This is a genomic window from Aminobacterium colombiense DSM 12261 (assembly GCF_000025885.1).
GTDB classification, from domain to species: Bacteria; Synergistota; Synergistia; order Synergistales; family Aminobacteriaceae; genus Aminobacterium; species Aminobacterium colombiense.
This window is the reverse complement of the sequence record NC_014011.1, coordinates 166,095-190,676: the sequence shown is the minus strand read 5'-3', so window position 1 is coordinate 190,676 and position 24,582 is coordinate 166,095. Positions and strand designations below refer to the sequence as shown.

General features: G+C 48.5%; 17 protein-coding genes. 4 read left to right on the top strand and 13 right to left on the bottom strand.

From position 1 onward, the window contains the following. Complete coding sequence (gene kamA / locus AMICO_RS00895) at nucleotides 1-1,302, top strand: lysine 2,3-aminomutase (RefSeq protein WP_013047598.1); 1,302 nt, start codon at nucleotides 1-3, stop codon at nucleotides 1,300-1,302. Nucleotides 1,303-1,304: 2 nt separating this feature from the next. Continuing rightward, the gene (locus AMICO_RS00890) at nucleotides 1,305-1,490 is read left to right on the top strand and encodes a hypothetical protein (RefSeq protein WP_013047597.1); all 186 of its coding nucleotides are present in this window, start codon (nucleotides 1,305-1,307) and stop codon (nucleotides 1,488-1,490) included. A 15-nt stretch (nucleotides 1,491-1,505) separates the two neighbouring features. On the opposite strand, the gene AMICO_RS00885 is transcribed toward AMICO_RS00890, so the two are convergent. The 12 genes from AMICO_RS00885 to clpB form a co-directional block, all read right to left on the bottom strand. Next, the gene (locus AMICO_RS00885; protein WP_013047596.1) at nucleotides 1,506-1,784 is read right to left on the bottom strand and encodes an acylphosphatase; all 279 of its coding nucleotides are present in this window, start codon (nucleotides 1,782-1,784) and stop codon (nucleotides 1,506-1,508) included. Nucleotides 1,785-1,792: 8 nt separating this feature from the next. Beyond that, nucleotides 1,793-2,974: an MFS transporter gene (locus AMICO_RS00880; protein WP_013047595.1), complete on the bottom strand. Its 1,182-nt coding sequence runs from the start codon at nucleotides 2,972-2,974 to the stop codon at nucleotides 1,793-1,795. A gap of 79 nt (nucleotides 2,975-3,053) precedes the next feature. Continuing rightward, nucleotides 3,054-3,380, bottom strand: a complete 327-nt coding sequence (locus AMICO_RS00875) for a cupin domain-containing protein (protein ID WP_013047594.1) — start codon at nucleotides 3,378-3,380, stop codon at nucleotides 3,054-3,056. Between the two features lie 112 nt (nucleotides 3,381-3,492). Continuing rightward, entirely contained in the window at nucleotides 3,493-5,109 is a 1,617-nt protein-coding gene (locus AMICO_RS00870) for a dipeptidase (protein WP_013047593.1), read from the bottom strand. Between the two features lie 135 nt (nucleotides 5,110-5,244). Continuing rightward, nucleotides 5,245-6,414, bottom strand: a complete 1,170-nt coding sequence (locus AMICO_RS00865; protein ID WP_013047592.1) for a M14 family metallopeptidase — start codon at nucleotides 6,412-6,414, stop codon at nucleotides 5,245-5,247. A 16-nt stretch (nucleotides 6,415-6,430) separates the two neighbouring features. Further along, on the bottom strand, nucleotides 6,431-6,595 hold the full coding sequence (locus AMICO_RS10130) for a hypothetical protein (RefSeq protein ID WP_013047591.1): 165 nt from the start codon (nucleotides 6,593-6,595) through the stop codon (nucleotides 6,431-6,433). Nucleotides 6,596-6,601: 6 nt separating this feature from the next. Continuing rightward, on the bottom strand, nucleotides 6,602-7,930 hold the full coding sequence (locus tag AMICO_RS00855) for a hypothetical protein (protein WP_013047590.1): 1,329 nt from the start codon (nucleotides 7,928-7,930) through the stop codon (nucleotides 6,602-6,604). 70 nt (nucleotides 7,931-8,000) lie between these two features. Further along, nucleotides 8,001-8,591, bottom strand: a complete 591-nt coding sequence (locus tag AMICO_RS00850; protein ID WP_013047589.1) for a DUF6305 family protein — start codon at nucleotides 8,589-8,591, stop codon at nucleotides 8,001-8,003. A 243-nt stretch (nucleotides 8,592-8,834) separates the two neighbouring features. Further along, on the bottom strand, nucleotides 8,835-9,515 hold the full coding sequence (locus AMICO_RS00845; protein ID WP_013047588.1) for a response regulator: 681 nt from the start codon (nucleotides 9,513-9,515) through the stop codon (nucleotides 8,835-8,837). Further along, entirely contained in the window at nucleotides 9,508-11,457 is a 1,950-nt protein-coding gene (locus tag AMICO_RS00840; protein WP_013047587.1) for an ATP-binding protein, read from the bottom strand. Before AMICO_RS00840 ends, AMICO_RS00845 begins: the two co-directional genes overlap by 8 nt. A 2-nt stretch (nucleotides 11,458-11,459) precedes the next feature. Continuing rightward, on the bottom strand, nucleotides 11,460-13,076 hold the full coding sequence (locus AMICO_RS00835; RefSeq protein ID WP_052292779.1) for a dipeptidase: 1,617 nt from the start codon (nucleotides 13,074-13,076) through the stop codon (nucleotides 11,460-11,462). Nucleotides 13,077-13,217: 141 nt separating this feature from the next. Next, nucleotides 13,218-15,842 (bottom strand): ATP-dependent chaperone ClpB, encoded by a 2,625-nt coding sequence (gene clpB, locus AMICO_RS00830; RefSeq protein ID WP_013047585.1) that lies wholly within the window; start codon nucleotides 15,840-15,842, stop codon nucleotides 13,218-13,220. Between the two features lie 268 nt (nucleotides 15,843-16,110). On the opposite strand from clpB, the gene AMICO_RS00825 reads away from it, so the two are divergent. Further along, the gene (locus AMICO_RS00825; protein WP_013047584.1) at nucleotides 16,111-21,390 is read left to right on the top strand and encodes an Ig-like domain-containing alpha-2-macroglobulin family protein; all 5,280 of its coding nucleotides are present in this window, start codon (nucleotides 16,111-16,113) and stop codon (nucleotides 21,388-21,390) included. Next, complete coding sequence (gene pbpC, locus AMICO_RS00820) at nucleotides 21,365-23,575, top strand: penicillin-binding protein 1C (protein WP_013047583.1); 2,211 nt, start codon at nucleotides 21,365-21,367, stop codon at nucleotides 23,573-23,575. Before AMICO_RS00825 ends, pbpC begins: the two co-directional genes overlap by 26 nt. Here pbpC and AMICO_RS00815 read toward each other — a convergent pair. Continuing rightward, nucleotides 23,569-24,543: a DnaJ C-terminal domain-containing protein gene (locus AMICO_RS00815; RefSeq protein WP_013047582.1), complete on the bottom strand. Its 975-nt coding sequence runs from the start codon at nucleotides 24,541-24,543 to the stop codon at nucleotides 23,569-23,571. The genes pbpC and AMICO_RS00815 overlap by 7 nt on opposite strands. Between the last annotated feature and the right edge of the window lie 39 nt (nucleotides 24,544-24,582).

Below are 24,582 nucleotides of genomic sequence, written 5' to 3'. Positions count from 1 at the left end.
ATGGAAAGAAAACCCTTCCCCCTGCCTAAAGTACGGGACCTCCGAGAAGAGGCCGGGGAAGAACTGTGGAACAACTGGCACTGGCAGATGGCTAACCGTATTACAGAAGCGAAACACCTTGAACAGGTAGTGGATCTCACAAAAAGCGAACTAGCCATGATCAAGCGCAGTCTCAATGTGCTTAGAATGGCTATTACTCCGTACTTCGCTTCTCTCATAAACAGGAACGACCCTTCTTGTCCTATACGGAAGCAGTGCATCCCCACACTGCAAGAAACGCTGATCGTTCAATCCGACCAGCTGGATCCTCTTCATGAAGAAGTGGACTCTCCCGTTCCCGGACTGACCCACCGGTATCCTGACCGCTGCCTGTTACTGGTCACAGACCAATGCTCCATGTACTGCCGACATTGCACTCGCCGGCGGTTCGCCGGGCAAACTGACCTTCCACGAAGTGAAAAAGAAATAGAGGCCTGTATCGACTATATTCGAAAAACTCCTGTCATTCGGGACGTGCTTATTTCAGGCGGAGACCCTTTAACTCTATCAGACGACCGCATTGAAGGGATTTTGAGGGAAATACGGGCCATCCCTCATGTGGAAATCATTCGAATAGGAACCCGTGTGCCAGTTGTCATGCCCATGAGGATTACTGACAATCTCTGCTCTATGCTGAAAAAGTACCATCCCCTCTGGATGAACCTACAATTCAACCATCCACGGGAAATCACTCCAGAGTCAGCAGATGCGTGCCAAAAGTTGGCCAATGCAGGCATTCCTCTTGGGAATCAGTCTGTCCTCTTAAAAGGGATCAACGACTGTCCCTACATCTTTAGGGAACTAAACCAGCAGCTTCTGAAAATTCGCGTTCGCCCATACTATATCTACCAATGCGACCTAAGCCAGGGCATAGAACATTTTCGCACTTCTATAGGCAAAGGTGTAGAAATAATGGAATTTTTGAGAGGGCATACATCAGGACTTGCTGTCCCTACCTTTGTAGTAGATGCACCTGGTGGTGGCGGAAAGATTCCGGTGATGCCAAACTATGTAGTTTCCCGTTCCGATCGAAAAACCGTCTTACGGAATTTTGAGGGAGTCCTTACCGTCTACACTGAACCTGATGACAACCAGAGCCGATGCAACAGGCAATGCCTTTCTTTATGCAACCGGCAAAAGGAATTCTCATCGGGAGGGGTCGCTGCCCTTTTTGAACGGGAAGGAGCCTCCATGGAACCTGAAAACCTCCCTCGCAAAAAACGACGAGGAGAATGGCCCTCTCAGAAAGAAGAAGGGATTTAACCATGTTCAGAATCCGCCGAATCTATGACAACACTCTGCATATCAATAAAGAAGCAGTTGTCCAGGTTCAGGCAATTTTAAAACAGCAATTTCCCGGACTTACCCGAGATGAGATTGAGGCGCTGCCTTTTCCCATTCGAGATCAGCAATTACCTGGCCTCGGCAACGCCCGTTCATTTTTAGTATAAGGTGTTCACGTACCACTACTCAAAATGAATAGAAAAATCCTCAAATTCCTTTAAAAGGGGCTGCCAGATACTTTCAACATTTTCAACACAAGAAAGAAAAGGCCCTTTTTCGCACCACTCCAACAACGAATTCACATCAGTAAGTTCCCCTTGAAAAAGAGCCTCCACACTGCCATCAATGTTGTTTTTTACCCATCCTGTTACATGCAGCCGTCGTGCTGCCCTTCGAACCGAAGTCCGAAATCCTATACCCTGGACATGACCGGTAATGAGGACACGAACCTGTTTTTTCATGACCTTTTTTACTGCGCTCCTCGAAAGGTTTTCAAAAAGACAACGGGTAACGCCAACAATGGAAGCAGAGCTATGAACAACATTGTGGTGGGTATGCCAAAAACGTCAGCAACCTTTCCTAAGGGCCCTGTAAGCAGATTGGCCACACCCCATGAAAGCCCCATCACTATAGAGCTTGCAACACCTCGTGAGTTAGGCACCTGCTCCTGCGCCACAGCTGCGGTTATGGGCATGCTTGAGTTAATGAGGGATGTGCCCAATATATACAAAACAAGAGACATATTGCCCTTCACATAGGTTGCCGGAATCATGATTGCCGGCCCTGCAATGAGAATAAGGGTGAGCACCCGCACTTTTCCCCACCGATCTGAAAGCTTGCCGCTTATCAGCATGGCAATGGTACTGCCCAACATAACTATAAAGAGGACTGTCCCTACCATCCCGATATCGCCGCCCTCTGCGACAATACGAATAGGCAAAAAGAAACGTATTCCCTGACTCGTAGCATCTCGTGCCATAGAAACGATCCAGACTGGGTAGATTACCGCAAAAACGGAAAAAATGGAGTGGAAGAGCCCCCCTTGATCTTTAGGGAATTCCGTCACCTCATCACTCAACACCGGCATGTACCTATAAATGGCAAATGCCAGTATTAAAACTGGGATTATAGCTATATATGGAATTTTCTCTATACCCACTATTTTCGTTAAAGCAACGGCAAAAAGAGGGCTGACCGTCACTCCAATGTTTCCAGCCACGGCAAAAACTGCCAAAGAAACAGTCAGCTTGTCCCTGGGAACAACGTGTCCTACTCCTCCATGCCCCTGAGGATGAAAAGTAGCGCTGCCAATTCCCCAAAGCCCTACAAAAAAGAGGGCCATGCCATAGGTTGGGGAACCAGGGAGAAAGGTTGCACCGAGACACGTCAGTATAGGACCCCACATTATAAGATAGGAACGGGCCGTACGATCAGAAACATACCCTAGCAATGGCTGAAGAAAAATATGCATAACTCCTACCACTGAGTTGAGCGCCCCTGCCTGGGCCATGGTAATCCCAAGCCTAGAAATAATTGTAGGAACAAATGTCGGCAAAAAAGCGGCATAAAGGTCGTTAAAAAAATGCCCTATAGAAAGAAGAGAAAGCTTAAAGTTTGGACGATCTGCAACAGTTACACTTCGTTCACTCATTATTAAATGCCCCCTGAATAGTATAAGAACCTTGAATATCGTAACACGTTATAACTGGAAAAAAAACCCACGGGGCGTATTATTTTTGCCAAAAAAAGGCAAGCCAGATGCAAGGAGGCTTACTTGTTGTGCTATGAACCCTATGTTTTTCATGAGGCGGAACAAAAACCCAATCTCCTGGCTTTAAAATGTTCCGGGAACCGTTTTGCCACTCAATAACCCCCTCCCCCTGTAGGACACAGACCCATTCATTTTCCGCCTGATCGTACCAAAAATTGTTGGGCGAACACTGGCCTGTTGAAATAATGCGCTCTATTCGAACCGCTCCCTGAGAAATAAGAGTTTCTGTTATCTCTTTATCAAGAAATCTCGCTGCACGATTATAAAGATTTCCGTTTTCTATCATCCTGTTCACCTCCGCCAACCTATAATACATGAAAGGCGAAACCATTCCAGGTTTCGCCTTTCAACATTACGTTATTAAAAATTTGTTATGCTCTAAACATCAAAAAATGATGTTATTTCTTTTTGTTGTTATTGTACTTTGAAATAAGATCCCAGTTAAGCTGCCACCAGGCTTTTTCAGCTTTTTCCATGCAATCGCTTGTAAATTTCGTCAAATACTCCTGAGCCTTCGCCGGATCTTTTTTCGCAAGCTCTAGTGCCTTTTTATCTGCTTCAAGAACCTGCTTGGCAAAACCCTGCTCAAGAGGATCTCGAACAGCTTTCAGATCTTCCATAGCTTCCTGGTAACGATGATTTACAAGATCGTCAGCCAAGATAAATGCCCACTGGGCTGAATCAAGGCTAAAGGTATTGCGGTCAAAGGTTCTCCAGCTTTTCTTTGTTTCAAGAACACCGGAATAGATAGGAACATAGCATGTTGTGTGAGGATTGTCATAGCCAAACCAAAGGACTGTTCTTACTGGTGCGGGATAGCCTGAACGAACCTGAGAAACGAAGCTATACGCACAGTCCCATTTTGATATGGGTCTGTTATAGGGGATTCCAAGAAGGTTGCGAACGTCTTTTGTTGCAAATGGTGTTGCGAGGGGGCTCTTTACCATATTGTCGCCTTCGCGAACGTTCCATGCATTTTCAGCTTCCATATCAAAGGGAGTTCCTGCCATATGCCCACGAAGCATTGTCATTACGTCCTGCACAGAAAGTTTCTTCTGGGGCTTAACTGCAAAGGGGTAACTCATAGTTTCTGCATAGGGATCCCATTCGCGGGAGGGGTCGAGCTGGCTGTAAAGAGTGTAAAGTCTATTGCGGATCCACATGGAGGAAAGGGACCAGTCTTCGTTTCCGGTAAGGGGAGAGTAAGCCTCCTGCCAGATAAAGGGCTTTCCGCTATTGGGATCGTACCAACCGTTGTCGATGGCCAACTGCATGTAATCCTTTGAAGCCATAAAATTCTTTTTGTCGTTAACATCGATCTCTCTGATACGGCTCATGTTAGGGATTACAACTACGCCATCATCGGGAACTCTCTGAGCTACCCATACAGCACCGGGCTTGCCACTTTCGGGAGTCCACATAAAGCCAGCGCTGCGAATCTCAAAAAGCCAGGCTTCCTCAGCGTCGGTGATGGTGAGACTTTCTCCCTCTGTTCCGCATGAAGGAAGAAACCCGTGCTTCTCTGCAAGTTCTCCAATAACAGTGATTGCTTCACGGGCTGTTTTTGCTCTCTGAAGGGCAAAGACTTCAAGCTGTTCAATGGTCAAAAGTGCTTTTGCATCTGGTCGGAAAGTTTTCAATTCATCTTTCTGGCCAATGGTGCTTTCTCCAATAGCTACACCATGCTCATTCATGAAGGGGTAGCCTACGTGGAAATAGGTATATGTCTTTTCAACCTGAGGAATCTCGCCAATTTTTACAGGCTCAAAATCTTCATCCATACCGATATTCCAGAAGACATCTACCTTGCTTCCTGCTGGGAAAGTCTTACCAGGAATAGTGCGGACTCTTGCATCGTAAAAAGCCCCGTCTGCTGTATGGGATGTAATTACAGAACCATCTGCGGAAGCATCTTTACCTACTACTATATCCGTGCAACCCCAAGCAGACATCGCCATTAAGGCTATAAGTAAGAACGAAAAAACTACCAACATTCCATGGCGCAACTTCTTCATCTTAACCATCCTCTCTTTTATTAGTTTCATACACGCTTTTTGTTACTATCTTGCTGAATCTGTTTCGTAAAAATAAATACAAGCTTAAGGATTCTTTCTCCTCCCGTACCTCTTTTATTTCATCCCCCCTATTTGTTAGTCGTAAAACACTTTATGCTCTGGAGCCTCTTCCGGATTGTACAAATATGCTCCCAATGTGTTCTCTATAACCTCCGTATAGCCCGGCACCCCTGAAATGACGATAGGACGGTCGGGTGACTCCAAAGAGTAGAATTCAAGCATCTTCTGGAAGGTCGAGGAATGACGCCCCACCCGCACATCGATGGGCCAGCCCCGCTCGTCGATGGGAGCATAGAGCAACTTGTGCTCTCCGGCCTTCATCACAAACTCGTCCCGGCCAGTCATGAGCAGATATTCATCTGTAATGCCCCGGATACGGTCTATCATGGGTTCCGCCACCTCAACCAGCAGAGACATTGCGTCCGTATGGTCACCGATCTCCCGGTGGGAGAGGCCATGAAGGGCTTGAGGCGAGAACTCCATGCTCAGGGGCACTTCGAAGAGTTCCGCCGTGAGCACCATGGAGGTCATGGCCGCGACAGATTGCCCCTTCTCATGGGTTACGATGGTGTTTTCCACCGGATACTCGAGCTCCGCTTCATGAAGGTCAACAGCCATATCCACCTTCTCCCGGCGTATAAGCTGTGTCATTGCCCATGTCGTGCGCTCGGTGATAGCTCCATTGGGCCGTCCAGGCCACGTCCGGTTCAAATTCCGTATATCCATATAGGCCAGCATCTGGCGGCTTGGGTAGTGGAGGTAGACCTCAGGGTCAGGCCACGAGTCCAGGGGGTTGGTACACCGGTCTCCCATACGGAAACGCTTGTCGCCCCATGGGGTCTTTACATGGTAAAAGTCAGGATAGGCTTCGCCCATACGAGTGCAGGTGGAAGCGCTCCGGCTCGACCGTATGATCACGAAGAGCCGTCCCTGTTCGACCTTCACGTTTTCGGCGACAAGGGAAGCCGTGAGGTTTGCAGCAGGCTCTTCGGGATGGCTTCCTCCAATAAGCAGGGCCGTCCCTCCAGGCACGCCGCTGTCGAAAACGTACACGTTGCTGTCGTTGACTGTTCCCTTGAGGCTCGGTTCGTAATCAGAGAGCTTCTTCACTTCAGTTAAAGACGGCGATGGAACCACCGGCTCCATAAAATGCCGGTGCTCGTAAAAATCTCGTCCGGCTATGGCCGCAAAGGCCAGGGCTATGACTAAAGAAATGATCTTGATGATTTTCAGATTGTTTTTCATTCTCCCCACCTCACTTCTACTTCAACCGAAGGAGCCTCAGCACGAAGGGCATGAGGATGATGCAGTAGAGCACCGCGTCCTGGGCTTTTTCTGTCTTGATGAGGTTGTACACTATTGCCCCCCCGAAGAAGAGGGTTATGGCGTAATACAGGTACATAACGATGGTATTTGTAAGTATCATGGTCATCTAGCCTCCAAGAAATGACAATCTGGTGCTAAATATGAGAAAGAGGGTCCCCAGCATGGCGATGAAGGCCATGGGCACCAGGCAGGCCTTCACAAAATCCTGAAAGTACCGCCCCGTATATCCCAGCTCCATTACTGTGGCCCGTCCCACAACGGCGGTGGGAGGCAGACAGTCGCCCAGAGGCCATATGACGGCCATGGCCGACAGGGCTATGATGGGATCTAAACCCCGCATGTTGAAAAGCATGATGAGGGGCACGCCGATAAGGGGGGCCACCGCATACTGCACCAGCCCTTCCGAAAGGGGCAGGATAATGAAGAGGGTGGCAAAGAGCACGCCCAGGGGAAGGGTGACCACCGCCAGGGAGATGAGCCCCCGGGCTCCGCTCAGGGCCATGATCTGGATCAGGATGCCCACCACCACCATGATCCCCACGAGGGTGGTCAGGTTATGGACGGTTGCGCAGGCGACTGACCAGACATGAAGGCGTTTGGGGCTCAGCAGCACGACGGCAAAGGACGCGATCATGAAAAGCAGGGGCAGTCCCAATACGGGCATGGAGAAAGGCCAGATCCGTCCCGCCAGAACAAGGGCCAGCAGCAGGGCGAAGGGGAAGGTCACCCTGAACCAGCTCTGCCCCTCCTGAACTTCAGGCAGGTTCGCCAGAGCCTTGTCGAGGTCCACCTGTCCCTCTCCCCGTCCCGCGAGCCAGAACATTGAGAAAAGGGCTCCCGCCACTGAAAGGACAAGAAGGGGTTTCCCAAACCCCACATAGGGCATGTTGGCGCCTGCGGCGGCCATCATGGCCCAGAGGTTGATGGGAGGCGCCGCGGCGCTCATGGCCGCTCCTAAAAAGATGATGGCGGCCCGTTTCGTCTCATCCACGCCCATAGCTGAAAGCACTGCTCCCACAAGGGCGCCTACGGTAAGAACCGTTGTCGCTCCCGACCCGGTAAGGGCTCCGGGAAGAAGGAGAACGAAAGTAAGGAGCAGAAGGCAGATTGTTCGTCTTTTGTGGAAGGTAGAAACGATCTTCCGTACAATGAAGGCCACCCCGCCGCTTTCACGAAGAAGGGCCATGAAGAAGGTGGCGGTGAGGAAGATGAGGCAGACGTCAAAGTAGGTGAAGGCCCCTTCCACAATATGCCGGATGGGAAGAATGGATACGGGATTGTGAGGGCTTCCTGTGACGCGGAGCATTACAGAGTGGGCGGCCGCTCCCGCAAGGGCGGCAACGAACATGGAAAGCTCCGTGCTCAGCTTCATGGCCTTCGGGAGAAAGAAGGCCACGGCAATTACAAGTAAAATCACTTCTGCATGTATAAACATGAGGTCATTTCCTTTCTTGATCTCTCGTTGTAGAGGAAACTAGCCCCCGATTCCATCGGGGGCTATGATGCTACTTATTCAATTCCTTCAGGCTTGATCCAATGGAAAGAGCGTCCTTTGCTTCAATAAGGGGCTTGTCATTGTCCTGCGCGAGCTTCGTGAAGTAACCGTCCGGGTTGCTGCCGGCCACGATGAGTATGGCGTCGCCAAGAGGCATTATTTCATCTATGGAAGCCTGGTCAGCGCTGTCTGTCCGCCGGGCCATTCCTTCCACGTGGGCTGTGATGACAACTATGCCCTCAGCTTTGGCGGCTTCTATGAGTTCTTTGCAGCGGGCTATTTCTTTGTTGACGTCTGTGCCCGCGGCCCCCATTCCCTTTCCGCTGGTTCCAGTGGTGACGATGAGGGTCTTATACCCTTTCCCGGCGAGATCGCTGGCGATAATGGTGTTCTTATTCTCTGCAGGGGTTATCTGAGACTGCATAAGAGACATTTTTACCATGACGGCGCCCGGACTCTGTCCACAGGTAGTTACAATAACAGGTGCTTCCACAGCAGGCATTTCAGCAGCACTTGCTGCGCCTGCAAAAAAAAGAGCGGCAGAAAGGAATACCACTCCAAAAAGCAAGAAGCTTTTTGGGTTCATTGTCTTAAGTTTCATATGTTTCCCTCCTCAATAGATAAATAAGTTCAATTTTTCGCATGAAATGGTAGCTTGAAGAGGGCAGGACAACAAGATTTTAGTTTTTTTCGTTCACGAGTGTAATGTTTTGTTTAAAATTAAAGAATAAAAAAAGATCCTCAATATAGTCTACGTCTGGCTTTATAGATTTGAACTAAATGAACAAAACAATAGGGGGGCTTTAAGCCCCCCTATAACGTCTAAATTAATCTGTAGCTATGTTTAAATGAGTTTATATTTGTTAATAGGACGTCCTACATCCTGATATTCCCTTTTCATTATAGCTTTCCCAGAAGCTACAAAATATTCCAAATACCGCCTTGCGGTTATTCGCGAAACATTAAGGGATTCCGCCACTTCCACAGCAGAAAGGGAATCGCTGGTTCGCCGCAAAAGGCTCTCCACCTTTTTCAGCATTTCCGGATTCAAACCTTTAGGAAGTGATGATTGGTAATTTTTATAGCTTTTAACCTGAAAAAGGCTGTCTATATCTGCTTGATCCACGTCTCGTGGCCCTCTTTTAAGCTTAACTTCCATTTGTCTGAAAGATTCCAAAGAGGCTTTCAACCGTTCATATACAAAGGGCTTTACAATATAATCGAATGCTCCAGCCTGAATAGCTTCGTTTACAGTGCTTACATCTCTGGATGCTGAAACGATAATTACGTCAACATTCTTTTGCAGTTCTCGTATTTTACGCAGAGTATTCAAACCGTCAAGACCTGGAAGAAAGATATCAAGGATTAAAAGGCGAATCGGCAACACATCTAACAGCTCAAGAGCTTTTGCGCCATCTCCAGCCACTGCAACAACGCGAAAATCTTCTAAGCTATTAATAAAATTTTGGTGTATCTCCGCCACCATAGGATCATCCTCAACTACGAGAACCTCTATCTTATTCAAAAAAATCTCCTCCTTCTCTATTGGGAAGGGTAACAATAAACTCAGTAAATTCATCAAAACTGAAATCTAAAGAGATGTCTCCCCCCAGCGCATCCACCATTCTCCTGATGTTGTAAAGTCCATATCCAGAAGTACGGGGACGGGCTTTGGTGGAAAACCCTTTCTCAAAAATTTTACTTGCCTTTTCTTTAGAAAGTTTTCCCCCGTTATCCCAAACACATAGCATTATCTGATTCGACTCGTCAAAAATAGAAAAAGATATTTTACCTTTCCGGTCACGAAGATTGAGTACAGCTTCTATGGCATTTTCCATGAGGTTCCCGATGATAATGACAAGTGCCTGGTCGCTGATTGCTGCAAGCTCGCCGCAATAACTATCGGGAGTAATCTCGCACTCTATACCCAACTCTCGGCATCGCCCTAATTTCCCCAAAAGGATACCCCCTACCGCGGGGTTCTTAATTCTTTCTGCAATCAAAGAAGCCGTTATTTGTCCCGGAGCTTGTTCCTGAGCGATAAAAGTCAAAGCCCGCTCATATTTGCCCAGCTGTATAAGACCGGAGATGGCCTGGAGTTTATTTACAAACTCATGGTTCTGGACCCGTAAGGAATCCACGTACATACGAACGCCTGTCATCTCTTCTGCCATCGCATGAATTTCAGACATGTCACGAAAACTGGCAATGGCCCCAGCCACTTGATTATTTAACACCACAGGAATTTTGTTTATTACCAGGGGGGTTCCCCCAACGTTCTGTTCGAGGTCATAGGCTGTTTCCCCAGACGTTAGAACCCCTGTGAGGTTGATTTCAGGCACAAGGCTGTCTACATCCTGCCCTTCTACATCAGAAGTCATATTCAGAAGCTTGCGCGCAGAACGGTTAATAAGGGTGATACGACCGCGATTATCTATAGCTAAAATACCATCACGAATAAAGTCTATCAGCCTCTCTCTCTCTCTTACAATCCTGGTCACCTGTCTTTTAAGGGACAAGTTCCATAAGAGAATAAGGATTATAGCAATGGCAAAGCCGCCTACTACTTTTATTATCAGTCCTTTATCGATTCTCCCATCCTGCCTGTATTCATCAAACCACTTGCGATAGAGCCTGTCGTAAGTACCATTGCGGCGGGAATCAGCAAGGCCTTCTCGTAATATCCCCGCCAAAGATATATCCCCATGGGCAACAGTGTATCCCCAATCTTTGCTAAAAAGGTTCAAAGACGTGGCGACCACATTTGCAATAGAAATTTTTTTACAGATAGCCAATCCCTGATAAAGGTTCATGAGGGCAAAGTCATATTGCCCCGATGAAAGAAGATGAACGATCTCCACCGGATGGCTTGCCAATACGATCTCTGAAGCCAGGCCGCTCAAGCGGAGATATTCTTCTTCAGCGCTGCCCTGCTCTACAACAATGGCTTTACCGGAAACGTCACTCAAGCGGCTGCCGCCCAAGCCTTTTCGTGTAAAAATGGAATAGGGAACTTTAAGCACTGGAAGGGAGAAATAATATTGTCCTATTTCTTTTCCAGAAACATTAGGCAACCCAACTCCACGCTGGTCTGTTTGTGAAGAAGACGGTGGAATATTTACCACAGGCGCTAAACGAGGCAATATGGCATCATTGCCACGAGCATCTGCCACTCCTAGCAACAGATCCACATGGGAAGAATAAAGAAGCGCTGGAACTTCTTGCCAACGTACCATTCTGAAGTTTAAAGAAAGCTCTTTCTGTCTGGCGATAGATTGTAAAAGCTCAACAAGGAACCCCGTCGGTACTTGTGTTTCGCTAATAAATTCAAAGGGATCCAGTGCCCGGTCCCCTACCGCATAAATAACTCGGCCTCCCGCGCCAGCCCCCCGGCTCGGAGAAAGAGAGATAAAAACAATCAGAAAAGCGGTAAAAAGAAAAGCTGCTATCCGAAACCTTTTTCTCATTCTCACCAGACCCTGCCCCACATATATTTGGAGATGAGAAGGGTACAGAGATCCCACCATTTTTCCATGGCATCTTTCATCCCATTGTTAGAAATCTCATTCAAATAAGCGGTACCCAACTCTGGAGAAGAGCTCCACAATTTCACTGCCTTTTTTTCAATCTCTGCCTGTTTCTCAAACAATTCCCTTTCAAAGGGAACGCGAACCTGCTCCATATCTCGAAAAGCTAATTGATAACGCCGATTCACCAGATCAGCAGCCAAATAGAATACCCATCTGGCAGAAGATTGGTCAAAACGGCCTATCTTGAAATTTTGCCATTCTTTCGGGATAATGGTGGTTCCAGCATAAACCGGCACATAAACTCCCATATGGGGATGTCCCATAGAAAACCACAATATTCCGCCTACAGGGGCAGGAAGCCAGCTTCTGGATTGTGAAACAAAACTATAGGATGTTTTAGCCGAAATAGGCCGGTGATATGGAATATTCAAGAGGTCACGCATAGAGTTGTCTGGGAAGGGAGTTGCCAACTCGCTTTTTACAAGTTTGCCATTAACATCGGGAACAAGCCAGGCTGGATTATCCTCCATGTTGAAAGGCGTTCCTTCAAGGGTAGAACGTTGCATGGTCATCACATCTTGAACGGATATTTTTTTCTTTGGCTTAATAGAAAAGGGATAAAAAGAAACATCTGCGTTCGGATCCCATTCCTTGGAAGGATCCAGTGTTTTAAAAAGATAATGGAGCCTTTGCCGAATCCAGTCGCTATACATAGACCAATACCCAGAACGGGGGGAGTAGGCTTCCCTCCAGTTAAAAGGGCATCCGGAGCCTGGCTTGTACCAGCCATGCTGTATAGCTACATCCTGATAATTCTTAGAAGCCATAAAATAGCTGGGCTGACTCAGATCAATCTCTGTAATAACGCTTCCGTTGGTTACCACAGCAACTTCATCGTCAGGCACTCGCTGAGCTGCCCAGACAGCCCCCGGGATGCCGCTTCCCGGTTTCCACATGAAACCAACACTGCGAATCTCAAAAATCCAGGCCTCATTGGGATCGGCAATGGTAAGAGCCTCGCCCTGACCAACACAGGAAGGAAGAAATCCATAGGTTTCAGCAAGCTCCCCCATAAGTTTAATGGCTTCGCGAGCAGTTTTTGTTCGTTGAAGAGCTATAATTTCCAACTGCTCAATGGTAAGAATCCCTTTCGCATCAGGAAGGAAAGCGCTTAATTCGTCTTTCTGCCCAACAGTACTCTCACCGATGGAGAGCTGATGCTCGTTGAAGCAGGAATAGCCTATGTGGAAATATGTGTAGGTTTCTTCAGCCTGAGGAATTTGGCCGATCACCCGAGGCGGGTTCGCGTCTTCTCCTAAAAGGTTGATGTAAACATCCATCATCGTTCCCGGAGAGTATTTTTGTCCTTTTACCACCCTTAGATTTGCATCATACCAATTATCAGCAGTATGAGAATTGATCACAGAACCATCCGCGCTCGCGGATCTCCCCACAAGAACAGCTGTACAAGCCCAGGAAGGAGTGGAAACGAGTACTAATAAGCAACAGAAAGGCACCGCCCACGCAAGCCCAAGGCATTTTTTTCTCCGATTCACGTTGTCAGCCCCTTTGAAAAGAGTTAAAAGCAATTTTCCCTAGACTATAGAGGTTCCATTATACGATACAAACGGGCCTGGAAAATCCCGGCCCGTTTATGTATACCCAATTAATATAACGAAGGTTGCCAACTCTCTGCTTTAACAGTCAGGATGGGGAGGATTCGTTTGAAATGCAAGGGCCTTGTCTTTCACTGTGACATATACCTTGCTCCCTTCCCGAACCTCTCCAGCCACAAGAGATCGTGCCATTCTGGTTTCCAGCTGTTTTACGATGAAACGCTTCAAGGGACGGGCTCCAAAAACTGGATCGTACCCTGCATCGGCAATATAGTCTACCGCTTCTTCTGACAATTCAAGATCAATCCTATGATCTTTCAAACGCTTCTGAAGCTCTTGTGCTAATAGCTTGACAATCTGGCGTATCTCATGCCTCTGGAGTGGCTTGAATAGAACCACATCATCAACCCTGTTCAGAAATTCCGGCCGAAAGGCCTGGCGCAGCTCTTTCATCACAGCCTCGCGAGCATCTTCTTTGATCTGCCCGTCTCCAGTGATCCCCTCAAGAAGAAGGGGAGCCCCTATATTACTCGTCATGATGATTACTGTATTCTTAAAATCCACCACATGGCCCTGACTGTCTGTAACCCTGCCATCGTCAAGGATTTGAAGCAAAACATTGAAAACATCGTGGTGAGCTTTCTCTATCTCATCAAAAAGAATCACAGAATAGGGGCGACGCCGCACCGCCTCAGTAAGCTGACCACCTTCCTCATATCCAACATAGCCAGGGGGGGCTCCGATAAGCCTTGATACAGAGAATTTTTCCATGTATTCCGACATATCGATACGGATCATATTATCTTCACTATCGAACAACGCCTCGGCAAGGGTCTTAGCCAGCTCAGTCTTTCCCACCCCTGTGGGACCAAGAAAAATAAAGGACCCTACAGGCCTGCGGGGATCCTTGATGCCTGACCGTGCCCGTATCACCGCATCAGCCACAAGTTCAACAGCCTCGTCTTGTCCAATAACCCGCTGATGGAGAATCTCGTCGAGCTTCAAAAGTTTCTCCCGCTCCCCCTCCATAAGGCGAGTCACAGGAATGCCTGTCCAGCGGCTAACGATCTCGGCAATCTCATCTTCAGTAACTTCTTCCCGCAAAAGCTGATCCCCTTCTTGTCCAGCGGCATGAGCCCCCTCTTCTTTTTTCAACTGCTGCTGTAATTCTGGAAGGCGCCCGTGTTTTAATTCCGCCGCCTTATTCAAATCATATTCCCGCTCAGCCTTTTCTATCTCTCTTTTTACAGCGTCAATTTCTTCGCGCATCTTGCGAACTTTAGAGATGACTTCTTTTTCGCTCTCATACTGAGCACGAAGGGCATCTGCTTCTTCCCGGGCCTCCTGAAGTTCCTTCTGGAGAACACTCAGACGTTCAAGACTGGCCGCGTCTTTTTCTTTTTTGAGCGCCGCCTCCTCTATCTCAAGCTGCATCACCTTTCGGGATGCCGCGTCGAGTTCAGCGGGCAAAGAATCGATCTCCGTCCGGATCATGGCACAGGCCTCATCAACAAGATCAATGGCTTTATCAGGCAAAAAGCGATCAGTTATATAACGGTTTGAAAGTACCGCCGCCCCCACAAGGGCATTGTCCCGAATACGCACGCCGTGATGGACCTCCAGTCGTTCTTTCAAACCCCTCAAAATAGAAATGGTATCTTCCACATCAGGCTGTTCTACCAAAACCGGCTGGAAACGCCGGGCCAGAGCCGCGTCCTTTTCGATACGCTTCCGATATTCATCGATAGTTGTAGCGCCAATACAGTGAAGCTCTCCCCTGGCCAGCATGGGCTTCAGCATGTTCCCCGCATCAATAGCCCCTTCCGCCGCGCCTGCTCCTACTATGGTATGCAGTTCATCAATAAAAAGAATAATCCGCCCCTCGCTGGTCTTTATTTCATTCAAAACAGCCTTAAGGCGTTCTTCAAACTCCCCTCTATATTTAGCTCCGGCCACAAGAGACCCCATATCGAGGGCAAAAATGCTTCGATCCTTTAGCCCTTCCGGAACGTCCCCCCGAACAATCCGCTGGGCAAGCCCTTCAACAATGGCTGTTTTACCCACGCCCGGATCGCCTATCAGCACAGGATTGTTCTTCGTTTTTCGGCTGAGTATCCGAATAACCCTCCGCACTTCCTCATCCCTGCCTATCACAGGATCCAGCTTTCCAAGGCGTGCCATTTTTACCAGGTCTCGACCGTATTTATCAAGGGCCTCGTAGGTTTCTTCCGGATTTTCGCTGCTTACCCGCTGAGATCCCCGAACCGCGGTCAATGTTTCAAGAAAAGACTCTATGGTTATGTTGTATCCGGCAATAATCCGACCCGCTGCTGTAGCGGAACCCTCTTCTAAAAAGCATGAAAAAATGTGCTCCACAGAAACATATTCATCTTTCAATCGCTCTGCCCGTTCCTGCGCCTGTACAAGAATTTGAGAAACACGGCGAGAAATATAGATCTTCCCCGGCTCCAATCCCGGCCCGGAAACTCGCGGACGTTTTTCTAGTTCCCGCTCCACATCCTTTTTCAAGGCATCAACAGGCACGTTCATTTTCTGAAGTATACGGGGAATCAGCCCTTCAGACTGCTCGAGAAGGGCCAGAAGCAAATGTTCACCATCTACTTCCTGCTGCCCCCAGCGAAGGGCCATGTCTTGAGCTGAAGACAGTGCTTCTTGTGATTTTTTTGTAAATTTTGAAATATCCATTATCATATACCTCCCCGTGAAACCGCCCTTCGATCCTGGCGTGTTTGACCTTTACTAACCATTAAGTATTATAAAGGTCAGCATTGGTCATTCAAGAGGGCTTAATGTTGCTGAAAGTGCTTTATTCTCTATTTCTGTCATTTTAATCTTAATTTCTCTTTTTATCTTCTAATTACTTCTATTTTATAAGAAAACTCTTATGGTGAGAACAAAAGAAGAAGATATAATATGTATGGTATGAAAAGACTTTTTTAATGGAGGGAAAACCATGAAGAAGAAAAATATTCCTCTTCTGACTTTTGTCATCCTCGTTCTCTTTTTGGTTTCGGGACACCTTTGGGCCGCTGAAGACTTTGTAGTCACAGATTTCAAGCCGCAAGGATCAATAGAAGAAAGAGCGCCCCTTATAACTGTTGTTTTTTCGGCCCCAGTCACGCCTTCTGAAACATGGCCCTTATCCATATACCCTGCCATTCCGGCTGAAGGAACATGGAACGATCCTCAAACCTTCACACTGAAACTCATCAAACCTCTTTCTTCCGCCACTCAATATACTGTAGAAATGAAAGAAGACCTGCGTGATGAAAAAGGACGGCTATTGGCGGGCCGCCACTCTTTCCGCTTCCAGACCCCGTCTTTGACTTTTGTTGAGTGCCGTCAAATTGATCTTACAGAGGATGGCCTCGCTACCCTCGAACTTCTTTTTTCCGCTCCTGTTTCTCCCATTCGAATTCGCGGATTCGCAACCCTCAAAGACTCCTATGGAAGAATGGTACCCTACTCTGTTTCAGGGGAACATCCCTCCACCTCAATTACTCTTACAACCCGACCCTTTGACGGAAATGAGCTTCTTCTTTCCATTGCCAGTGGGCTGACCAGCGAAGCAGGCCCCCTCGGCCTCGAAAAGCCCATTGAGCAAAAAATACTGCTATCCTCTGCTTTGGCCGTTCGTGGATCATGGAATTATCTTCAGGGACCGAACCGCGGATCTATTATGATCCAGACATCCTCGCCGATAGATATGGCAAAAGCCAGCAATTTCATATCTCTTGAGCCTAAGATCCCCTTTACAGTAAACCCTGAATACAACGGATTTACAATTGATGGTCCCTTTCAACCCCGCCAGCGCTATGTCCTCACCTTGAAAAAGGAACTCTCCACCCGAACTGGAAGTCAGTTAGGCGAAGAATTCAAAAAAGCGTTTGTTTTTTCAGATGTTGAACCTTCTATTGCCTTTCCCACGGGAGGAATGTTCCTCTCCCCCGCGGAAGACTCTCGAATCCCTCTTGAAACAGTCAATATAGATGAAGTGGAAATGAGCCTGTGGCGTCTTTACGAAAATAACATACCCTATGCGGTGATGACAGGCATTAATTCTGTCCCACGGGAACTTTCAAACCTTACGGCTCAGAAAAAAGCAAAAATCCAGGGCACCCCCAATATTGCTGAAAGGCGGGCCATAGACCTTCGAGAACTGGCAAAGGACGAGAAGGGGGTTTTTCTGCTCACTGCAAGAAACACCGCTCCAAACACATGGCAGGAAGCCCAGCAAGTGGTGGCCCTCACCGATATAGGAATTATGGCAAGAACCTATTCTGAGGGGATCATGGTCTGGGCCAACTCCATTCGGAAACTCGAAGCTTTGGTGAAAGCTGAAGTGCGCGTCTATTCCCGAAGCAACCAACTCATAGCAGAAGGAAAAACAGGACGGGACGGCATTTTTATGCTTCACCGCACAGCGCCATGGAACGATGAACTCCGCCCCTTCCTTATTACCGTAGAGAAAGACGGGGATATGTCTTTTCTGCCTTTGGATAGAAACGTCGTCGCTGACAACGGTTTTGACATTTCTGGCCGCCCCTATCTTCGAAAGGGATACGAAGCTTTCTGTTTCGCTCCTCGCAATATTTTCAGACCGGGAGAAACCGCCCAATTCAAGGCAATTGTGAGAGATGGAGCACACCAGGCGCCATCTTCCTTCCCTCTCCTTCTTACCATCACTTCCAGCCATGGGAAAGAACTCTCCCGTTCCACAGCGAAACTTTCTCAAGAAGGAACGCTCCTCTACTCATGGGAAATCCCTGAAAACATTATGACAGGAGCCTATCAGCTGGCCCTTCTTATGCCAGGAAATGAAAAAACCCCCCTTGGAACCATGACCTTCTATGTTGAAGAGTTTGCCCCTCCACGCCTCGAGGTCCTCATTGAAGAAAGTGTCAAGGCCCTCAAGCCAGAAGAGGAATTACTGCTTTCATTTTCTTCCCGCTACCTTTTCGGAGCCCCTGCCTCTGATCTCCCCTGGGAAGGAGAGGTAAGGGCTGTTTCTTCTTCCTTTGCTCACCCCAAATGGAAAGCCTACATTTTTGGAGATCCGGAAAAAAAATCGGAACCTGTCAATGAATTCATTGGACAAGGCAATCTCGATGAAACAGGCAAGGGATCTCTCTCTTATAAAGCGAGGGGAGAACTCATGGCTCCGTCAGTCTTAAACTTTCTTTTTACCATCAGGGTGAGGGAAGAGGGTGGACGGTGGGTCCCCCAAACAGTTTCCATACCCTGCTATCCCGCCCCCTACATGATTGGCATAGAGAAAAGCAAAGACGCCCCGCTCCCACAAAAACCTTATGAAATCAGAGTGGCAGCAGTGATCCCTGACGGAACCCCGGCTCCTCTTCACTCCCTCACCGTGTCTGTGTCAAAGATCATGAAACATTACACCTTGAAACGGTATGCTGACCAGACCCGCATGGAAGAACAGGAAGAAATTGGCACACCTGAAGTCAAAGAAGTCGCTCTTTCCCAGGGAATCGGCCTTTTTACCTTCACTCCCCAGGAGCCTGGAGAGTACCTTCTGCAATTTGAAGATCAGGAAACGGGCAGTTCAGCGTCAACAAGGCTGCAAGTCTGGTACTCTTTTGGATCCGGGGAAGGGGGCTCTCCCCTTATCGACAGGGTTATCATCTCCACCGATAAAGAAAAATATGTCCCTGGGGAAACTGCCACTGTCAACATCCAATCCCCTTTCCAGGGACTGCTTCTCTTTACAGTGGATACAGATAGACAGCTTATTCGAAAAATAGAAGAAATGAAATCCGGAGAAACCTCTCTCAAGGTTAAGATTACGGAAGATATGGTTCCCAACGCCTATTGCACTGCCTGGGTCATTCGTTCTGTTTCAGATAAAGATTACGACGCATGGGGGGCGCACCGCGCTTTAGGAACAATCCCCCTTTTCGTCGATAAACCAGAATCTCACTTATCCGTTTCAATAGAAAGCCCACAGGAAATAGAACCTGGCTCCCGTCTTCCCGTAACGGTCTGGCTCAAAGATTTCAAGCAAAGACCTGTGGAGGGGTACGTTGCCCTGGCTTTAGTTGATGAGGGCATTTTAGGGCTAACCGGATATGAAACTCCTGCCCCGGATACATTCTTTTTGGGCAAAAGAGAGCTGTCAGCTTTCACAAACGACATGTACGACCAGCTTATGCCCCTTGAATCCCGGAAAACTCCTCTTCTTCATCCCTCGGGAGGAGACAGCGCTGAAGCTATGTATGACGCTGCAATGGGCGGCCTGCTCTCACCCCTCCTTACAGGACGATCCTTTACCATCCTCTCTCTTTTTGAAGGGGAGGCAGGGACAAACCATGAAGGCAAGGCGGTCATAGACCTTGACATCCCCGAATTCAGCGGCAAAGGGCGCCTCATGGCTGTAGCTGTGGCAGGTTCTGCTTTTGGATCTTTTGCGCAATCAGTGGTCATTCAGCGTGACATAGTTGTAGAACCTTCCCTTCCACGGGCTGTTGCCCCTGGGGATCATTTTATAATGCCTGTCACCCTTTTCTCCCAGGGGGATGTTGAACAAAAAGTGACCCTTCGGGTCAAGGAGGTCCAGGGCATGACCATAGATGACAATAAAGTGGTCACCCTTTCTGTCCCGGCAAAGGGCAGAATTAGCACGGCAATGCCCGTAACCGCAGGGGCAAAAGCCGGAACAGGAAGCCTTGACATTGAAGCTCAGTGGGGAGAGAAAAGCTTCACCCTTTCTAAAGAGATAACAATCCGTCCGCCCTATCCCAAAATCACCACAACTCAAAGCGGCGTTATCACAGAAGAAGGAGACCATACTCTTCCAGTTTCCGGTGGATGGTTCTCTGGAACACAAAAGGGAACGCTGATTCTATCGGCCCTTCCCACGGCCAACCTCACCGGCGCTTTCAATTTCGTGCATTATTATCCCTACAGCTGTCTTGAACAAACCGTATCGAGGGGCTGGCCACTGCTTGTGATGCCTAATTTGGCAAAACACATTGATCCTCTTCTCTCCTCTAAAAAAGAGGTGGAGAAGCAGCTAGAATCCATTCTTCGCCGCCTTGGAAACCTTCAGCTTTTTGACGGCAGTTTCGTTTCGTGGAGCGGTGAGGGCATTCCCCACTTATGGGGCAGCGTCTACGCCTCCCATTTTCTTGTAGAAACAGCCAAAAAGAATATTCCTCTTCCAGAAGGTCTGCTGGAAGGGGCTTTGTCCTATCTGCGCCAGATTCTTTCTCTTAGCGATGAAGAAGGGCCTGAAAAACTAGCAGTCAGAGCCTATGCCTCTTATGTTCTTACATTGAACGGGGAACCTCCCTTGGGCTGGATGGAGCACCTGAAAGGGCACAGACAGGCAATGACTGATTCAGGGCGGATCTTTCTGGCCGGAGCCTACTCTCTTTATCAGAAAAACACCGCCCCATTAAAAGAGCTCGGCCAAGTACTTTTTTCAACAGAAGAAGGGGTGGGGGGCCCTACCTACGAACTGTACTGGAGAAACAAAGCCCTGCTGCTGCTAATGTGGAACGCTCTCGACCCTCTGGCGCCAGAAACAATAGCCCTTGCATCCGAACTTACTGAACAGCTTTATAAAGAAACGTGGGAAACAACTCAGGAAAACGCCTTAGTCCTTCTCGCACTGGGACGATATATGGAAAGCACTTTGCCTCTTCAAAAGAAGCCTTTTACTGCAGAAGTGTTTCTTTCTGAGGGATCGCCCCTTGCAAAAATCTCAGAGAAAGAAGAGATCGCCCTTCCTTTAGACGCTGTTTCTCACGACCTGATCCTTCGCCTTAAAGGGGAAGGACCCCTTTATTACGGCCTGTCCCTTTCGGGAGTGCCAGAGGCAGCGGTAGAAGCTTACAATAAGGGAATTGAAGTACGGCGGGTTGTAAACAGCAGCGCCTCCCTCGGGCAGAAGCTTTCTGTGGAGCTTTATGTCACTCCCTTGGCCCCAACGACAACCCTTGTGCTCTCAGATCTTCTTCCCGGCGGGTTGGAAATAGAATCCACAGGAGAAATCTACTATATGCCCGCTGACGGGGGCGAGATCAGGGCAGAAAAAAGGGACGACCGCCTTATCCTTTTCATTACAAACCTTAAAGGCCCCCTTATATATCGATACACAACAAGAGCTGTAACCCGGGGCACCTTTGCCCTTCCGCCAGTGTCAGTGGAAGACATGTATAATCCGGGCATAAGGAGCCTGAGCCATGGAGGCACGCTCACCATTGAATAAAAAATGGCGTAAAGGGCTGGTCCTGGGCGGAGCTCTCCTTTTTCTCCTCTGGGTCAGCCCTCTTCTCATACCATTACATATTGAAAAGGTCAGAGAATGGCCAACTTCACCTATCCTTCTCGATGAAAAGCTGCGTCCTTTTTTCGTGAGCCTTTCTTCCTCTTCAGAATGGTGCATTCCCATATCTTACGAACAAATGGGCGCTTGGCTCCCCCATATCGCCGTAGCTATTGAAGACCGCAAATTCTGGTCTCACCATGGCGTAGATTTTTTTGCCATTGCCCGGGCAGGATTGCAAAACATCCGAGCTAAGAAAGTCGTTTCCGGTGCCTCTACTATCACAAGCCAGGTCATCCGCCTCTCTATTTCAAGGCCGCGAACCATCCCCATGAAAATAGCGGAGTTCCTTCAGGCCATGAAACTGGAAAGACTTCTTTCAAAAAAAGAAATTCTTGAAATCTATCTCAATAGAGCGCCTTTCGGAAGCAACATTCGAGGGGTAGAAGCAGCGAGCCGAATCTGGTTTGGCAAGCCGGCCGCCACCCTTAACGTAGAAGAAGCGGCCCTCCTCATCGGCATGCTCCGAGGCCCCTCCCTATTCAGGCCGGACAGAAACCCCAAGAGAGCCATGACGCTCCGAAACCAGATATTGGCCGCTATTGCGGATCAAAAACTCATATCAAAAAGTTTCGCCGCGAAAAGGGCTGGAACCCCACTTCCAGACCAAACCTATTCCATGCCAGCCTTGGCCTTCCATTTTGCCCACCAAGTGCTCTCTCAGTCTGAAGCTCTTGTCATTACAACAACCCTGGACATGCAACTTCAGAAGCGAGCAGAGCATGTTATTCAGAGAACCCTTAGCGGCCTCCCCCCTTCTATTACTGGAGCCGCCATGGTCGTTCATAATCCCACTGGCGCTATCCTGGCCTATGTAGGGAATGGGCGGCTGGGAACAAAACAGTGGGGGAGCTGGATTGACTGCTGTCAGGCTCTGCGTTCACCAGGTTCAGCCCTTAAACCCTTTGTCTATCTCGAAGCTTTCAGAAGAGGTCTTCTTACCCCTTCTTCCCTTCTTGTGGACTCGCCTCTTTCCTTCGGCGGCCTCGCTCCCCGAAACTTTGACCTTACCTACCGGGGTCCCGTTTCAGCAAGAAAAGCCCTCGCCCTTTCACTGAACGTTCCGGCTGTGAGAGTTCTTCGCACCGTAGGGACAGAGACTCTTCTTCAAACACTGCGAGCTGCCGGCATTGCATCCCTCACTCACGAACCGTCCCATTATGGGGATTCCCTGATTCTCGGAGGGTGCGAAACCACTGTAACCCAAATGGCCCTGGCCTACGAAACCCTGGCCAATTTAGGCATTCAACGCCCCCTTCAAATGGTAAAGGAAAATGATGCTCCCTACGAAAAACGGATTTTTGACGAGGCGAGCTGCTTTCTTATTGCAGATATATTAAGGGATCCAGGCCGTTTACTTCCTGTACATCAGGAGGGAATGGCCAACCAGAATATGTCCATAGCCTTTAAAACGGGAACATCCTACGGATTGAGGGATGCCTGGACCGCAGCCTATACCCCTGAACATACGATAGTTGTCTGGTTTGGAGACCCCGCGGGTTTCCCCCATCCTCTTCTTACGGGGTTAAAAATTGCGTCTTCCGCCGCCATAGAAATGATCCAGGCCGCCACAAAAGGAAAATGTAAGTGGTACATGCCCCCTGCCGCTCTTGCCCAACGAGAGGTCTGCGCCCTTTCAGGCCTTCCTCCCACAAAAAATTGCCCCGCCCACAGAATGGACTGGTACATTCCAGGCATTTCAAGAAACGACCGCTGCTCCATTCACCAAAAAGGCAAAGGACAGCCAGATATACCCCTTACTCAAGAACCGCAGAAACTAACTATCACATCGCCTCTGCCCCAATCTCAATTCTTTCTCACCCCCGAAGGAAGGGGACAAAAGATAGCCCTCCGATGTGAAGGAAGCAAGGATATTCTTTTCTGGTATTTGGATAATGAGTTTTTCGGGCAAAGCAAAGCCCCGAAAGAGCTCTTCTGGAAGCTCTCTCCGGGGCGTCATAGTATTTCTGTAATGGATGAGCAGGGGCGAAGCGATTCCATATCTATTGAAGTTCTTTCTCTTTCTTCTCCCAAACCTCAGTCTGCCCCTCTCCTTGAACTTCATTGATCTTTCATGCCGCGAGGGTTAAAGGATGAAACTTTCGCCAACTCTTCAAAGAGCTCCCGCTCCTTTTGTGACAAGCTTTTAGGAACAGCGATCTCTACGATCACATATAAGTTTCCAGGCTGAGCTCCTTTCCTTCGCGGCAGTCCTTTCCCCCTCAAGCGAAGACGCTGCCCGCTCTGTGTTCCTGCCGGAAGCTTCATACTCACCACTCCCTGAAGAGTTTTCACCGAAAGGGAGGTTCCTAATGCCGCTTCCCAGGGTGAAACGCGCATGACAGTGGTCAAATCATATTGATCCACTTGAAAGTGTGGATCCTTTCTCAGCTTTATCGTGATATAGAGATCTCCATTTGGCCCCTCGCCCATTCCCTGGCCCCCTTTTCCGGGAAGGCGTATCCGGCTGCCGTCGGTAATACCCTGGGGGAAGTTGATAGTAAGAGTCTGAGTTCGAGGAATCCGCCGGCCATCAGCCCCAATCTCATACCGTTCTAGCGAAATAGTCTTGGAATCACGGCAAATCACATCTGAGAGAGTCAGCTCCATCTGAACTTCAATATCTTCCCCCTTGCGGCGCCGAGGCGCACCTCTGAAGAAAAAGTCCTCAGCCCCGCCCTGGACACCTCCAAAACCTCCAAAAATGGTCTTGAAGAATTCACTGAAGTCAGAGCCCCCTCCTTCACCAAAATCCATGCGGAAAGTGCCACCCTGTCCCCATTCTGGCGGAGGAGTAAAGGTTTGGCCCTCTCTCCACTGATTGCCTAAAGTATCGTACCTCTGACGTTTATCAGAATCCTTAAGCACTTCATAGGCTTCGTTGATCTCTTTGTACCGCTCTTCACTTCCCGGCGATTTGTTTACATCAGGATGGTACTTTTTCGCTAAATTACGATAGGCCTTGCGAACATCATCCTGGGTGGCGTTGCGATCAATCCCGAGAACAGCGTAGTAATCTTTATATGTTACAGGCATGCCATCACCCTTCCCTGACCTTTGCTAACCAATTATTAT

What these genes read in the sequence shown, in the direction of transcription:
- AMICO_RS00850 (WP_013047589.1), bottom strand. Translation starts at nt 8,591, where the DNA reads ATGAAACTTAAGACAATGAACCCAAAAAGCTTCTTGCTTTTTGGAGTG.
- AMICO_RS00815 (WP_013047582.1), bottom strand. Translation starts at nt 24,543, where the DNA reads ATGCCTGTAACATATAAAGATTACTACGCTGTTCTCGGGATTGATCGC.
- AMICO_RS00870 (WP_013047593.1), bottom strand. Translation starts at nt 5,109, where the DNA reads ATGAAGAAGTTGCGCCATGGAATGTTGGTAGTTTTTTCGTTCTTACTT.
- clpB (WP_013047585.1), bottom strand. Translation starts at nt 15,842, where the DNA reads ATGGATATTTCAAAATTTACAAAAAAATCACAAGAAGCACTGTCTTCA.
- AMICO_RS00885 (WP_013047596.1), bottom strand. Translation starts at nt 1,784, where the DNA reads ATGAAAAAACAGGTTCGTGTCCTCATTACCGGTCATGTCCAGGGTATA.
- AMICO_RS00880 (WP_013047595.1), bottom strand. Translation starts at nt 2,974, where the DNA reads ATGAGTGAACGAAGTGTAACTGTTGCAGATCGTCCAAACTTTAAGCTT.
- AMICO_RS00825 (WP_013047584.1), top strand. Translation starts at nt 16,111, where the DNA reads ATGAAGAAGAAAAATATTCCTCTTCTGACTTTTGTCATCCTCGTTCTC.
- pbpC (WP_013047583.1), top strand. Translation starts at nt 21,365, where the DNA reads ATGGAGGCACGCTCACCATTGAATAAAAAATGGCGTAAAGGGCTGGTC.
- AMICO_RS00855 (WP_013047590.1), bottom strand. Translation starts at nt 7,930, where the DNA reads ATGTTTATACATGCAGAAGTGATTTTACTTGTAATTGCCGTGGCCTTC.
- AMICO_RS00890 (WP_013047597.1), top strand. Translation starts at nt 1,305, where the DNA reads ATGTTCAGAATCCGCCGAATCTATGACAACACTCTGCATATCAATAAA.
- kamA (WP_013047598.1), top strand. Translation starts at nt 1, where the DNA reads ATGGAAAGAAAACCCTTCCCCCTGCCTAAAGTACGGGACCTCCGAGAA.
- AMICO_RS00840 (WP_013047587.1), bottom strand. Translation starts at nt 11,457, where the DNA reads ATGAGAAAAAGGTTTCGGATAGCAGCTTTTCTTTTTACCGCTTTTCTG.
- AMICO_RS00875 (WP_013047594.1), bottom strand. Translation starts at nt 3,380, where the DNA reads ATGATAGAAAACGGAAATCTTTATAATCGTGCAGCGAGATTTCTTGAT.
- AMICO_RS00865 (WP_013047592.1), bottom strand. Translation starts at nt 6,414, where the DNA reads ATGAAAAACAATCTGAAAATCATCAAGATCATTTCTTTAGTCATAGCC.
- AMICO_RS10130 (WP_013047591.1), bottom strand. Translation starts at nt 6,595, where the DNA reads ATGATACTTACAAATACCATCGTTATGTACCTGTATTACGCCATAACC.